An 11,959-nucleotide genomic window follows, 5' to 3' on the forward strand; every position below is an offset into this window, starting at 1 on the left:
ATGCAGAATCTGCGGACACCCTCCATCGCGCGCACGCCAGCTCTGGCGAGCGCACACAAATCAACGGACACCCAAGGTCACTATAGGAGCTGCCGCAGGCTGCGATCTTTTGTTCCTGGCTGCTTCATGGGAAATTGCATTCCACTTGACCAGCCGTTTGCATTCGACCTGACCAATCATTTTCATTCGTCTGACTACCGATTGCATCGGATTTGACTGCACGTTTTTGTGACCATGACCGGCAGAGAACGGGCAAAAGCGGACCCTCCGACCTACCTCGCAACAATCTTCGTCCCCCTCCACCCTCTGTCCCAGAATGCGAAGAAACTGTCCCGCTGCGCCCATAAGCTTGCGCCTGAAATCACTACTGTAGGACCACCCCCCTCAATAACTGGCAGGGGTCAGTTACCTACACCGGATGCTCATATAGCGCACCGCCGTACAGCTCGGATTGGAGACAACAATGACAACAGTCGCCGCAGCCCAAGACACTCCTACACCCCTCGTCCTTTCGGCACCTGCCACTATCCGGTCGTCAGTGCGCCAGCATTCGATCAAGGTGGAGATTTGCTCCCCCGCCATCGGTGCCGAACTCAGCAACATCAATCTGGCCGACGCAGCCCAAGACCCTGAACTGATCGCGGAAATCCGAGCGCTGTGGCTAAAGCACAAAGTGCTGTTCTTTCGCGACCAACACATTACTCCCCAGGAGCAACAGCACTTCGCTACGCAATTCGCTGAACTGGAAGCCCATCCCTTGGCGCCGAGCCACCCAGAGGCGGACAAGTTGCTGATGCTGTACCGCAATCTAGACCCGAGCAAGCCCAAGAGCTATGTTGAAAAGGCCAGCCGGGAAAATCTCTGGCATGCGGATGTCACCTATAAAAAAGCACCGCCGCGCGGAGCGGTATTGCGCTGCGAAATGGGCCCTGAGACCGGCGGAGACACCCTGTTTTCCAACATGGTAATGGCTTACGAAAACCTGCCAAACGCCATCAAGCAACGGATCGAGGGTCTGTACGCAAAGCACGGGGCCGAGCAGACCTTTGGCGCCCAATTGCCCCGCGAGGAACGTCACGCCATGGCCGTGAAAAACCCCTCTGCTGAACATCCAGTGGTACTTACCCATCCTGAGACAGGCGAAAAGGTGTTGTTCGTCAACTCCGCGTTCACCACCCATTTCGCGAACTTCTTTAACTTCGAGGATATTCGCTACGGCCAGGACTTCATGCCGGAGGCTCATCATCTGATGAACTACCTGACGTCTCAGGCCGCGATTCCGGAGTACCAGGTACGTCTGAAGTGGCGAACCAACACGGTTGCCATGTGGGACAACCTTCAAGTCCAGCACTACGCGGTGGCTGACTACGGCAATGCGCCAAGAAAGATGCTACGCGCCACTCTTGCGGGCACTCCGCTCACCTGAATTCGAACCGTCTCCCCCAGAGAAAACCAGGACACCCGACCATCAGAGATCGTCGGGCTGTCTTGGCTGCCGACAAATACTCGATCTGAACCGCGTCAATGGAGATAAACATGCTCTACGAACACGTCGACACCGCAGTCATCGATGGCGAATCGCTGCCGTGGGTACCCTTTACGCCCTATGCGGAAAACGTTCTGCTGAAGTACTTCAAGCTTGACCCGATTCGTGGTGAATGGATTGTCATGATGAAGTCGCCGATCGACATGCAATTGCCCAAGCACCATCACACGGGGACGGTGATGGTCTACACGATCGAAGGCCATTGGAAATACAAGGAACACGACTGGATCGCTGGCCCTGGCAGTATCGTGTATGAGACTGCTGGATCGACTCACACGCCTGAAGTCGTCAGCACGGGAAGCACAGACGGATATGTACTCACCCTGGTTCAGGTTAATGGCGATCTCGCGTTCCTGGACGGCAACGACAACATCGTCGCGCTCGAAAACTGGAAATCAGGATTGCATCGCTATCTGGCTTATTGCGAGCAGCATGATATCGCGCCGAAAGACCTGACGGCATTCAACTGAGTAACAGGCATTGCCGCGAAAACCGCGAATCGGGCGGGCGCAACAAAGCGCTCGCCCCCCATGGTTAGAACTGTTCGAGAAACTCAAGAAGCAGTTCGTTCACTTGCTCGGCACTTTCTTCCGCCGCGCTATGACCCACACCGGGTAGCAATACCTTCTTCTGTAGTCCCGGTAAATAGGTGTCGAGCTGCTCGTAGAGACTACGGATTTCGACGGGTTCGAGTGATGGGTCGGCAGCACCACCGATGAACAGGCTCGGCTGGCGGACGACCGCACCGTCGAGAAACGCGGTAATTTCCCAGTTCCGGTCGCGACAGCGATAGTAGTTCAGGGCACCGGTAAACCCTGTGCGCGTGTATTCAGCGACGTAGTAGTCGAGCGATCGCGCACTCAACCATGACGGGAACTCGCCCTTGGGCTCGGTGAAGGCATTGAGAATGGGCTCACCAGGTTCGACAAACAGGCGCCAGCGATCAGCTCCGACGGCGCCACCGGAGATTGAGTAAAAAACGCTACGCAATGTTTTTCTCGTATCGCTGGCCAACTCGCGATCCGGCTTGTCGAGCTGCTGGAAATACAGGTGGTGATACACCCTGCCCTTCGCCATAGCCTGTAAACCTACAGTCGGCTTGATTTTGCCGCGCGGTGGCACCGCCGTATTGAGCATCACCAGGCCACGGAACAGATCCGGCCGCAGCATGGCTGCCGCTTGGGCCACCCAGGCGCCCAGGTCGTGCCCGATGATCACCGCGGACGTTTCGCCCAAAGTCGTCATCAAGCCCACCATGTCGCCGACGGACTGACTCATGTCATAGGCTTCGATGGCATCCGGTCGGTCCGATTGGCCAAAGCCGCGTTGATCGGGAACGACAACTCGATAGCCGGCTTCGACCAACGCCACGATCTGGCGTCGCCACATGTACCAAAGATAGGGAAAGCCGTGCAGCAAAATGACGAGCGGGCCCTCTCCCTCGTCGATGTAATGCATGCGAATGCCGTTGAGTTTGGCAAAGCAGTGGTTGAATGCATCGGGATCGTCAGCATCGATTTGCTCCATTGCAGCAAGCGGCTGACCGATGCGCATTGCGGTGCGCGTATCCATTACCTACCTCTATATTTTTGTCGTTGTTGGCCCGAAGGTAGCCGTGACAAGGTGTCCTGCACTAAGCTTCGCAGGACACAATCTTGTGAAATTGGGACATGAGGGGATGCATGTACACCCTGACGCGCAGTGCCAGCCTTACCGACTTTGAGCAGGTTGCCCGTTCCGTGGGGATCGATCCTTTTCGCATGCTGCGTTTGGCCAAGTTACCGGCCAGTGTCCTTGATGATCCGAACATCATGATCAGCATCGATTCGGTGGGGTGGCTGCTGGAGGAGTCAGCCCGTCTGTCCGGCCAGGAAGCCTTCGGATTGTTGCTTGCGGAAACCAGGCACCTATCCAACTTCGGCATGCTGGCGCTGCTTATCCGCGAAGAACCGACACTGCGTGCCGCCTTGCAATCGTGCGCGCGCTACATGCGATTGCATAACGCTGGGGTGGAGTTACGACTTGAAGATGCAGGCGACCTGGTGCTATTGCATGTGGGAGTGAATATGCAGGGTCATCACGGTGTCTGGCGCCAGGCTATCGAACAGTCGACGGGCATCGGGTTGCGCACTTTGAGCGTGCTGACAAACAATACGTTTCGCCCGGTAAGGGTCTGTTTTACCCACGAGCGACCTGCCAGCCTTGAAGTACATCACCGCGTGCTGGGAACAGCTATCGAGTTTTCCCAGGAATTCAATGCCATCGTTTGCCGCGCGCGCGATTTGGACATGCCCATTTCCGCGGCAGACCCCGCGCTACATCGCGAGGTGAAGCGAACGCTGGACATGCAGTTGTCCAACCTGCGCGAGGAGCCGGCGCAGCGGGTACGGCAGATCGTCAAGATGCTGCTGCCTAGCGGACTGTGCTCTGTCGATGGCGTGGCCCAGCATCTGGGCATGCATCGACGCACCCTTAACCGACACCTGGCGTCCGAGGGAGAGAGTGTCACAACGATCATCAATGCTGTACGCGCCGAACTCGCCGAAGAGTATCTGGCCAACAGCAAACGCCGATTGTATGAGGTGGCCGAACTTCTCGGATTTTCCTCGGCTGGTGACTTTTCCCGCTGGTTCCGAAGCCAGTTTGGCAAGACGCCCTCGAATTGGGTTGCCTGCTACCGGGAGAGCAAGGCCTCACCGTCGCTTTAACCCACCCTACTGTCCCAATACGCGAAGAAAATGTCCCGCCATGCCCATGACGCGACACTCGCGCTTCCTACTATGGGCCTGCGGCCATATCCCTCCCCGCCGCACCGACAAAGATTGGACCAACAATAACGAGCGCCGCCGTACATCAAGGCACGATGTCACCTGCCCCCCGCCCACGGTCTGGCCAAGAACCATCGAAATGGAGACGCAATGCGAGTCGAACAATTGACCTGTGCCATCGGCGCGCAACTGCACAATGTGAATCTTGGCGACGCCGTGCGCGATGACGACTTGTTCAACGAGGTGTATGCGGCGCTATTGAAATACAAGGTGCTGTTCCTGCGCGATCAGGATCTGGACAAGCTCTCTCGCCGCGATCATGAAGCATTTGCCATGCGTCTCGGCCAACTCGAAACTCACCCGATGCTCCCCAGTCACCCGGAAGCTCCGGGTCTCGTGCAAATCTACAAGACTCCGGAGAATCCGGCGGATCGCTACGAGAATGCGTGGCACTGCGATGCTACTTGGCGTGAATCGCCACCGATGGGCGCTGTACTGCGATGCATCGAATGCCCTCCCACCGGTGGCGATACGATGTGGGCCAACATGGTGATGGCTTATGACAACCTGCCAATCGATGTGAAGCAGGAAATCGACAGTTTGATTGCCAACCACAGCTTCAATTCTTCCTTCGCCGCCGCCATGCCAAAGGAAAAGCGCTTGGCCATGAAGGCGCAGTACCCGGATGCCGAGCATCCGGTGGTGCGTACCCATCCTGAAACCGGCGAGAAGGTGCTATTCGTCAATGCGTACGCAACGCATTTTGTGAATTACCACAGCCAGGGACGTGTCCGTGTCGGCCAGGACTACAACCAAAAAGGCGTCGACCTGCTGAAGCACCTGATTAGCCAAGCCTACAACCCCGAGTACCAAGTCCGTTGGCGCTGGAAGAAAAACAGCGTGGCGATATGGGATAACCGCTGCACCCAGCACTATGCCGTGATGGACTATCCACCTTGCCATCGCAAGATGGAGCGTGCGGCCATTATCGGCGACAAACCCTACTGATAATAAAAACAGACCAGAGACCAGAGGCGCTTCTGAGCGTCTCCTTTGGGTCGAAATCAGCCCTTCAAAGCAGGCAGTAGTCTGCCAGAAGCAACCACTCGCTCAGGACAGTACACAAGCTTCTTCCTGACTTTGGCACTCTCCAGAGCAAGGGAGGATGGGATATCTTGTCGACGTGCCGATCCGCTCAACCATTCAGGGAATTCAATGCTGAGTTCACTCGTATTAAATGGTCAGCCACTGAAGTGCGCGCCATCAGATCTTTCGCCCCATGGTGCAGCTTGCTCATCGGTAGGCTCATTGAACGGCTGACGGATCTCACGCTTGAAGAGGCAGTGGGCCGACGCGTATTGATGCCCTTGGGCCTGTCGAGCGTTCGCTTCGCCAGGACGCGAGCAGACTTACAGGACTCCATATTGCAAACCTTTCAATTTATGACCCCGCCTGGGTCTATCACGGCTTGCTGATCGCACCGATTCCCAAGCAGCGCTATTGCTAGACCGCCTTCTCGCGGGACATGTCCTCCCCCCGGACTTGCTCCATGCAATGCAGACAGCAAAAACATTGGGTGGCTCGATTCCAGGACGACGCCGGATTACCCCGGGTTATGGCCTTGGCTTGATGCAGGGTTCGATCGAAGGTGGCTATACACTGCGAGGACTCACAGGCTGCGGGCCTCGCAGCGTCATTGCCGTCCACCGTATCTGCGATGGCGCCGCATCGGCCAGTTGCGCTGTTTTTGCTGCAGGCACCAGTGAAGGCGCTGTCGAAGCCCTGGTTGTTGATCAGTTGCGACAGGTCCTGTGGCAGGGGCTAAACAGTCAGTAAAGGCCTGTGGCGCTATCCGGTTCGCATACGGGAACCTGGTGCGCGCTGACCATGTTGTAGTTGAGCATGAAGCCGACGCCGCCCTCGGACTCCGCCACTTCAGCCACCCAGCCAATAGGGTTGATGAACAATGAGTTGTCGTGGTTCAGCACTCCGACAGCCGCAGTGGTTTCATCAAAATCCCAAACGACATCGCCCCAGTGCCAGCCTTGCCCTTTTACGTATTGGTTGCCTAGCAACGCTCCAAGCGCAAATATTTCGCCCTCGGGCAGCGTTGTGCCACTCTCTTTGCAATTACGCACCCGCTCTGTAATCGCCGCAACCACATCAGCCGAGGCATGATCCTGAGTAAGGCTCAGTAAGTCGAGCCCCTGTTGGCTCAACACTTTGATCTCCTCTGCCAACTCGGCAGGCACCTTGCTGATTTCAGCCATTTTCATTCCTTCGTTTAAAAAACCGGGTCCAGATTCAATATTGGCACAACGTATTGGTTTTGGCTGCCAGCCTCATCAGCGGATACTGGGTACTCAAAGGGTTGCAAGGTGTCAAGCATCGCGGTCCGGTTCGTTCATCGAACGTGCGAGCATTGAACCTTCATTGGAAAAAGTGATCGCACATCGACTACGATCTGTCTCTGCGGTTCAAGGAAGAACAGGTTCATGAAGTCACGCCAGGGAAAAGGAACGCATTGATGATTGTCGGAATCGACCTGGGTACCACCAACATCCTGGTAGCTGTCTGGCATAACGAGGTTAGTGTTCTGGTTCCTAACGCACTGGGTCAGGTGCTGACCCCATCGGTGGTGGGACTGGACGATGAAGGCCGCATTCTGGTCGGCCAAGCTGCCCGCGAGCGCTTGCACACCCATTCCACCATGACCGCCGCATTGTTCAAGCGCTATATGGGCAGTGCACACACCGTGCAATTGGGTACTGGCAGAGACCGTTGCCACTCGTTTCCCCGACCTGCTGGGGATGTTCCCCAGCCATGATCCCTAGTTCTGGAAGACACTCATCGGTCACAAGGACCCGCCCCATGGCGTGAAACGTGCTGCCTGCGTCTTGACCCTGACCCTTGCACTGCACAACCTGCCCGGCTCCGGACTCATGGTGACGCTGCTCATGCTGCCACTCTATGCACTGGGTGGTGTGTTGGCGGCACAGGTCGGCAAATGGCTGCTCAGCCATTGGACCACCTTGACGCAATCGCTGCATGACCTCGACCAGCGTGCCAGTGAATGGTGTGTACGACACAAACTGACCGCGGATCGCCGTTACCTGGTGATCCGCAATAGCGGCCCATTGTTGGCACTTGCCATTGTGATCTGGAACTGGCTTGGGGTGCTGGGGCTGGCGACTTATTTGGTTAACGGGGCGATCGGCCTGCTGCAGCCCGCCAGCGCAGTCCCGGCGAACCGCCAGTACCGTTGGCGAACGCCACTGCAAGCGACCTATCGGATTGCCAGGCTCAGTTGGCTGCAATGGGTGTTTTGCGTCTCGATGGTGGTTGTCATTGGCTACGTGCAACTGCACATGCCCGGCACCCTGCTCACTCAAGGCCGATTGCGCTAAATATCGTGCAGTCAATTTATCAAATCAGGAGACATGGAATGTTCGAAAACATCAACGTCATAAGCGAGCCCAGGGTGCTGTCGACAGACGCCGAAGTCGATCAAGCGCAACATGCGCTGGGTAGTCGATTTCCCACCGGTTACCGTGAATACGTGACGCAATTTGGCGAAGGCATTCTCGGTGGTGTGTACATCCGGATATACCCGCCACATCAGATACTGCACGGTGAAAACAGTCAGGCTAACTGGCTGGAACGCATTGACCAATACTGGTTCTGGGATGATGACAAAGAACTGATGCCCAAGGAAAAGGCCCTGCAGTGCATCATCATTGGTGATACCTACGACGGTGACGAACTCATTATTCACCCCGAGGATCCTGAGCGCATTTATGTGTTGCCGCGACACAGCGAAGCCGCGCTGGTTGCCGGCCACGGACTGGTGGAAGCGATTGAATGGCTGTGCAGTTCGAACGTTCTGACGGAATCCTTTACCGAGCGGGATTTCGAACCGTTTGACAGCCGAGTCGAAGCCTCTTGATGCATCTGAAGGTGCGTTACACCGAAAAAAACCCGCCTGCAGACGTAGAAAAGATCACCCGCACGGCGCAACAGCTATCCATCAACCCAGGTTCATGGATAACCAGATTCTGGTGGTCCTGCGACGGCGCAATGATCGAAGACCTCGTAAAAATCTATTCGACGGATGAAATAGCCGAGCGTCAACAGACATACGAAATAGCCGAGTACTTCCCCGGATATCTGTTGATCGGTGATGACTCAGGCGGCCGGCTGATCCTGATGGACAGATCTGCGATAGAACGTTTTTATCTGCTGGACTCGGGGTGCCCATCCATCACCGACGGGCTGGCCTTTTCATCCATGGATGCCTTGATCAAAGTGGTTGAGGGCTAATCCTACCCATCACCGGCGCTGGACGACATCACTGAGCAGCCGTCATGAGGACCCTATGAAAACTTACAGCATCCGCGAAGTTCTACAGCAGATCGAGCACATGCCCAATGCCTGGTTCTATTTGCCCAATACCGGGTGGACGCTGGACACACTCGGCGCGTTCTCACTGGACAGCCGGGATTTCCCCGTCAACTCGAGTGAACACCTGCCACCACAGGTGCACAATGAAGGCTGGGTGGAGACTCTGGAAACGGCCATGATCGAGGATGTAATTTCCAACACAAACCAACAACTGGTCCAAGCCACACTGGATGATTACTTCATGGCGTTTAAATACTATTACCAGAACGATGCGTTCATCGTGCTCAAGCCTGGCGATGACTCATGACCCGTCCAGCGGCAAGCCCGATGTTGACCTTGAGTGGCGAACGTCTTCAACGAGAAATTCAGGCAGCGTCCCTCAAGGCAATCGAACAATTTCGCAAGGACTTCCCGAACGCCGAGGTCTGCGGATTCGCGTTGTTCGCAATTTGACTGTCGTTACCCCATCGCGCTCAAGCTCAAGGAAGAATAATGCGATGTTCGCTACGCTTCCGGCTCGGGTCATGGCTTTTTGGATCAAGGAACTTCCAATGAATCTGCCACAGTTCACCTACCACCCGGACCCTGTTGCCAGCGGTTCGGTACAACCCTGCACAAACACCTGCATCAGCTGCGACCAGGCTCGCGGCTACATCTATGTGGGGCCGGTATACGCCGTCGAAGATTACGAAGCCTGCATCTGTCCCTGGTGCATTGCCGATGGGAGCGCTCACCAACGGCTCGGCGCAACCTTTATCGATGGAGACAGCATTGGTCTGGACGCTGAAGAAGAACTTGACGAAGCGCTGATCGCCGAATTGAGCCAGCGCACACCCGGTTTTACTGGCTGGCAGCAGGAGCGATGGTTTACCCATTGCAATGACGCAGGCGAGTTCATCGGCAAGGCAGGCCATGCCGAACTGCTTGCACTAGGGGCAGAAGCAATGATTGCCGTACAGGACGCGACGGGGCTGGAGGATGGGCCTCAATGGCTCAGATTCTTCAGTGCACTGGACAAGGACCACGGCCCTACCGCCTACCTCTTCAGATGCCGCCATTGCTCTGCATTGGGTGCCTATCAAGACAACCATTGAACGAAAAACCAAGCGCATTGAGTCCGATCCCACCGCTATAGCAAGGACTACATTCATTTGCCGCAGTGATCCTACGGAATAAAGTCTGTCGGATTGTGCTCAGCAATTTCAGGGACTAGTCAGCGGGCTAATCAGAAATAAAGTCTGTCGGGGACATGCCAAGCTATTGGTTAAAAATAGTTTTCCAATGCTCCGACACTTAGGTTGTGCACATCAACCCTGTTCAATTGCTCAGCCGAGCAGCCGAGAATTGTGCCTGGGAGGACGCGAAACAAAACACGTCCCCGGCTCTGGTTTCGCTGATGAGCCTACCTTCAGGCTGCCACGCTGAGAGTCCGGGGCCGTAATACAGCCAACAGAACAACACACAATGACCACTACACAGATTCCCGGCGCGCCGAAATCCGAAAGCCCCAAAATAGTGGTTACGCAGCCATTTTCGGTTAATATTTTCTGAGTGTTCGGCGCGTATTTTAAGAAAATCTTGGCTCGGTTAAAAAAATCTAGCCAACGACAGGGGAAAAAATGGGAAATCTAGTGGGTTACGCCCATTTGATCAATGCGATGGGGCTGAAGGCTTGGGTGAAGCCATGTCCATCTCAGTCCCGCCATCTCCACTAGCTTTCAAACTCCTCAGCTTTGAAATTGCCCAAAGCGTGCGGTCGTTCACCCACGTGGCCATCACTGGAATACCTGAAGTCTATGAATTTCTGCTCGCAGCCGGAGATTTCGCTTCGTTGCTCGCAGACTTCGCGGCCTATCGGGAAAGCGCCAAGGGAGCCTGACTGCCGTCCCGATAGACCATCCGATCTTTCTGGGCGTCGAAGCGTAGCTGCTGTTCAAGTCCCGCCGACCGCTGGCCCCTGCCCATGTTTTGGAATGACCAGGAGGCGCAACGCGGCTGACGAGTTCATACCGTCGTTTGCACGACCGCTGCCTCCCGGCCCTTGAACGCCACGGAAAAACAGAAAAAGATCGCCAGCGCAAAGCCCGCAGGGAACAGCCAGATGCTCTTCCAGTCATGACTGCCGGTTGTGGCGGCATAGTAGTCGGTGACCTGCCCCGCAACCCAGAAACCGATCAGCATGCCCAGGCCATAGGTCGCCAGGGTAATCAAACCCTGGGCTGAACTTCTGAAACGTTCCGAGGCCTTGGCGTCGGTGTAGATCTGCCCGGACACGAAGAAGAAGTCGTAGCAGATGCCGTGCAAGGCGATACCGGTGAACAGCATGAATGCCTGGTCGCCGTTATTACCGTACGCGAACAACAGGTAGCGCAAAGCCCACGCCAGCATCCCCACCAACAGCGCAATCTTGATCCCGAAGCGGTGAATGAACAGCGGCAGGAGCAGCATGAACAGCACTTCGGAAACCTGCCCGATGGCCATTTTTGCCGTGGGGTTGGTGACGCCGATTTCCGCCAGGAACGGGTTGGCATTCTGGTAATAAAACGCCAGCGGAATGCAGATCAGGATGGAGGCGATGAAGAACACCAGGTAACTGCGATCCTTGAGCAGCCCCAGGGCGTCCAACCCGAGCATCTGTTTGAGGCCGCCACTGCCGGCTTCGCCTTTGAGCGGCGCGGTGCGCGGCAAGGTGAAGCTGTAGAGCCCCAGCATCAGCGATGCAATTGCCGACATCAGGAAGGTGTTGCGCAATCCGCCTGAGGAAATCACGGCTGGCGAGTCCCAGGCAAAGACGAAACTGATCACCACGCCAGCCACGATCCAGCCGATGGTGCCCCATACGCGGATGCGGGAAAACTCCAGCGCCGGGTCGCTCATCTGGCGAAACGCGACAGAATTGACCAGGGCCAGGGTCGGCATGTAGACCATCATGTAGGCCAGCACAAACGGATAGAACGTGCTGAAGTCCGGCGCTCGATACAGTTGATACAGCAACACCGCGCCGACCAGATGCAACACCGCCAGAATGCGCTCGGCATTGAAGAAACGGTCGGCGATCAGACCGATCACAAACGGCGCGATGATCGCGCCCCATGACTGGGTCGAGAACGCCATGCCGATCTGCCCGCCACTGGCGCCCAGGTTACTGGCAAGGAATGTACCGAGGGTAACGAACCAGCCACCCCAGATGAAGAACTGCAGGAACATCATTGCGCTAAGCCGCGCGGTCATCGTGGTCATAACT

At 56.1% G+C, this 11,959-nt stretch carries 14 protein-coding genes and 2 pseudogenes; 13 read left to right on the top strand and 3 right to left on the bottom strand.

Translation table 11 applies throughout. The annotated features are described in order from the left end of the window. Positions 1–553 precede the first annotated feature (553 nt). Both KW839_RS02630 and KW839_RS02635 read left to right on the top strand, forming a co-directional pair. Positions 554–1,426, top strand: a complete 873-nt coding sequence (locus tag KW839_RS02630; RefSeq protein ID WP_218423406.1) for a TauD/TfdA family dioxygenase — start codon at positions 554–556, stop codon at positions 1,424–1,426. 110 nt (positions 1,427–1,536) lie between these two features. Further along, on the top strand, positions 1,537–2,016 hold the full coding sequence (locus KW839_RS02635; protein ID WP_218423309.1) for a 2,4'-dihydroxyacetophenone dioxygenase family protein: 480 nt from the start codon (positions 1,537–1,539) through the stop codon (positions 2,014–2,016). 64 nt (positions 2,017–2,080) lie between these two features. Here KW839_RS02635 and KW839_RS02640 read toward each other — a convergent pair whose 3' ends face one another. After that, positions 2,081–3,118, bottom strand: coding sequence for an alpha/beta fold hydrolase (locus tag KW839_RS02640; protein ID WP_218423310.1), 1,038 nt, complete (start codon positions 3,116–3,118; stop codon positions 2,081–2,083). Positions 3,119–3,228: 110 nt separating this feature from the next. Here KW839_RS02640 and KW839_RS02645 point away from each other — a divergent pair, with 110 nt between their 5' ends. The 3 genes and pseudogenes from KW839_RS02645 to KW839_RS27485 form a co-directional block, all read left to right on the top strand. Continuing rightward, positions 3,229–4,254: an AraC family transcriptional regulator gene (locus KW839_RS02645; protein WP_218423311.1), complete on the top strand. Its 1,026-nt coding sequence runs from the start codon at positions 3,229–3,231 to the stop codon at positions 4,252–4,254. A gap of 210 nt (positions 4,255–4,464) precedes the next feature. Then, positions 4,465–5,322 carry a TauD/TfdA family dioxygenase gene (locus KW839_RS02650; RefSeq protein ID WP_218423312.1) on the top strand — a complete coding sequence of 286 codons (858 nt, stop codon included), beginning with the start codon at positions 4,465–4,467 and terminating at the stop codon, positions 5,320–5,322. A gap of 281 nt (positions 5,323–5,603) precedes the next feature. Next, positions 5,604–6,150, top strand: a pseudogene (locus KW839_RS27485) (serine hydrolase); the annotation flags it as partial. Here KW839_RS27485 and KW839_RS02655 read toward each other — a convergent pair. Further along, positions 6,144–6,584, bottom strand: coding sequence for a hypothetical protein (locus KW839_RS02655; protein WP_256352461.1), 441 nt, complete (start codon positions 6,582–6,584; stop codon positions 6,144–6,146). The pseudogene KW839_RS27485 and the gene KW839_RS02655 sit on opposite strands and share 7 nt — an antisense overlap. A 257-nt stretch (positions 6,585–6,841) precedes the next feature. Between KW839_RS02655 and KW839_RS02660 the strand changes: the two are divergent. The 8 genes and pseudogenes from KW839_RS02660 to KW839_RS02695 form a co-directional block, all read left to right on the top strand. After that, a pseudogene (locus tag KW839_RS02660) lies at positions 6,842–7,081 on the top strand (Hsp70 family protein); the annotation flags it as partial. Positions 7,082–7,190: 109 nt separating this feature from the next. Further along, on the top strand, positions 7,191–7,721 hold the full coding sequence (locus KW839_RS02665) for a hypothetical protein (RefSeq protein WP_218423313.1): 531 nt from the start codon (positions 7,191–7,193) through the stop codon (positions 7,719–7,721). A gap of 38 nt (positions 7,722–7,759) precedes the next feature. Continuing rightward, on the top strand, positions 7,760–8,260 hold the full coding sequence (locus tag KW839_RS02670) for an SMI1/KNR4 family protein (RefSeq protein WP_218423314.1): 501 nt from the start codon (positions 7,760–7,762) through the stop codon (positions 8,258–8,260). Next, complete coding sequence (locus KW839_RS02675) at positions 8,260–8,634, top strand: hypothetical protein (RefSeq protein ID WP_218423315.1); 375 nt, start codon at positions 8,260–8,262, stop codon at positions 8,632–8,634. Before KW839_RS02670 ends, KW839_RS02675 begins: the two co-directional genes overlap by 1 nt. 55 nt (positions 8,635–8,689) lie before the next feature. Then, positions 8,690–9,022 carry a hypothetical protein gene (locus KW839_RS02680; protein ID WP_218423316.1) on the top strand — a complete coding sequence of 111 codons (333 nt, stop codon included), beginning with the start codon at positions 8,690–8,692 and terminating at the stop codon, positions 9,020–9,022. Next, on the top strand, positions 9,019–9,168 hold the full coding sequence (locus KW839_RS02685; protein WP_218423317.1) for a hypothetical protein: 150 nt from the start codon (positions 9,019–9,021) through the stop codon (positions 9,166–9,168). Before KW839_RS02680 ends, KW839_RS02685 begins: the two co-directional genes overlap by 4 nt. 98 nt (positions 9,169–9,266) lie before the next feature. Beyond that, positions 9,267–9,809, top strand: a complete 543-nt coding sequence (locus tag KW839_RS02690) for a CbrC family protein (RefSeq protein ID WP_218423318.1) — start codon at positions 9,267–9,269, stop codon at positions 9,807–9,809. Between the two features lie 590 nt (positions 9,810–10,399). Further along, entirely contained in the window at positions 10,400–10,594 is a 195-nt protein-coding gene (locus KW839_RS02695; RefSeq protein ID WP_218423319.1) for a hypothetical protein, read from the top strand. 125 nt (positions 10,595–10,719) lie between these two features. On the opposite strand, the gene KW839_RS02700 is transcribed toward KW839_RS02695, so the two are convergent. Further along, the gene (locus KW839_RS02700) at positions 10,720–11,955 is read right to left on the bottom strand and encodes a nucleoside permease (RefSeq protein WP_218423320.1); all 1,236 of its coding nucleotides are present in this window, start codon (positions 11,953–11,955) and stop codon (positions 10,720–10,722) included. Between the last annotated feature and the right edge of the window lie 4 nt (positions 11,956–11,959).

Origin of the sequence: Pseudomonas sp. PDM31 (assembly GCF_019218965.1) — a bacterium.
GTDB lineage: Bacteria > Pseudomonadota > Gammaproteobacteria > Pseudomonadales > Pseudomonadaceae > Aquipseudomonas.

What these genes read in the sequence shown, in the direction of transcription:
- KW839_RS02635 (WP_218423309.1), top strand. Translation starts at nt 1,537, where the DNA reads ATGCTCTACGAACACGTCGACACCGCAGTCATCGATGGCGAATCGCTG.
- KW839_RS02640 (WP_218423310.1), bottom strand. Translation starts at nt 3,118, where the DNA reads ATGGATACGCGCACCGCAATGCGCATCGGTCAGCCGCTTGCTGCAATG.
- KW839_RS02645 (WP_218423311.1), top strand. Translation starts at nt 3,229, where the DNA reads ATGTACACCCTGACGCGCAGTGCCAGCCTTACCGACTTTGAGCAGGTT.
- KW839_RS02650 (WP_218423312.1), top strand. Translation starts at nt 4,465, where the DNA reads ATGCGAGTCGAACAATTGACCTGTGCCATCGGCGCGCAACTGCACAAT.
- KW839_RS02655 (WP_256352461.1), bottom strand. Translation starts at nt 6,584, where the DNA reads ATGGCTGAAATCAGCAAGGTGCCTGCCGAGTTGGCAGAGGAGATCAAA.
- KW839_RS02670 (WP_218423314.1), top strand. Translation starts at nt 7,760, where the DNA reads ATGTTCGAAAACATCAACGTCATAAGCGAGCCCAGGGTGCTGTCGACA.
- KW839_RS02675 (WP_218423315.1), top strand. Translation starts at nt 8,260, where the DNA reads ATGCATCTGAAGGTGCGTTACACCGAAAAAAACCCGCCTGCAGACGTA.
- KW839_RS02680 (WP_218423316.1), top strand. Translation starts at nt 8,690, where the DNA reads ATGAAAACTTACAGCATCCGCGAAGTTCTACAGCAGATCGAGCACATG.
- KW839_RS02685 (WP_218423317.1), top strand. Translation starts at nt 9,019, where the DNA reads ATGACCCGTCCAGCGGCAAGCCCGATGTTGACCTTGAGTGGCGAACGT.
- KW839_RS02690 (WP_218423318.1), top strand. Translation starts at nt 9,267, where the DNA reads ATGAATCTGCCACAGTTCACCTACCACCCGGACCCTGTTGCCAGCGGT.
- KW839_RS02695 (WP_218423319.1), top strand. Translation starts at nt 10,400, where the DNA reads ATGTCCATCTCAGTCCCGCCATCTCCACTAGCTTTCAAACTCCTCAGC.
- KW839_RS02700 (WP_218423320.1), bottom strand. Translation starts at nt 11,955, where the DNA reads ATGACCACGATGACCGCGCGGCTTAGCGCAATGATGTTCCTGCAGTTC.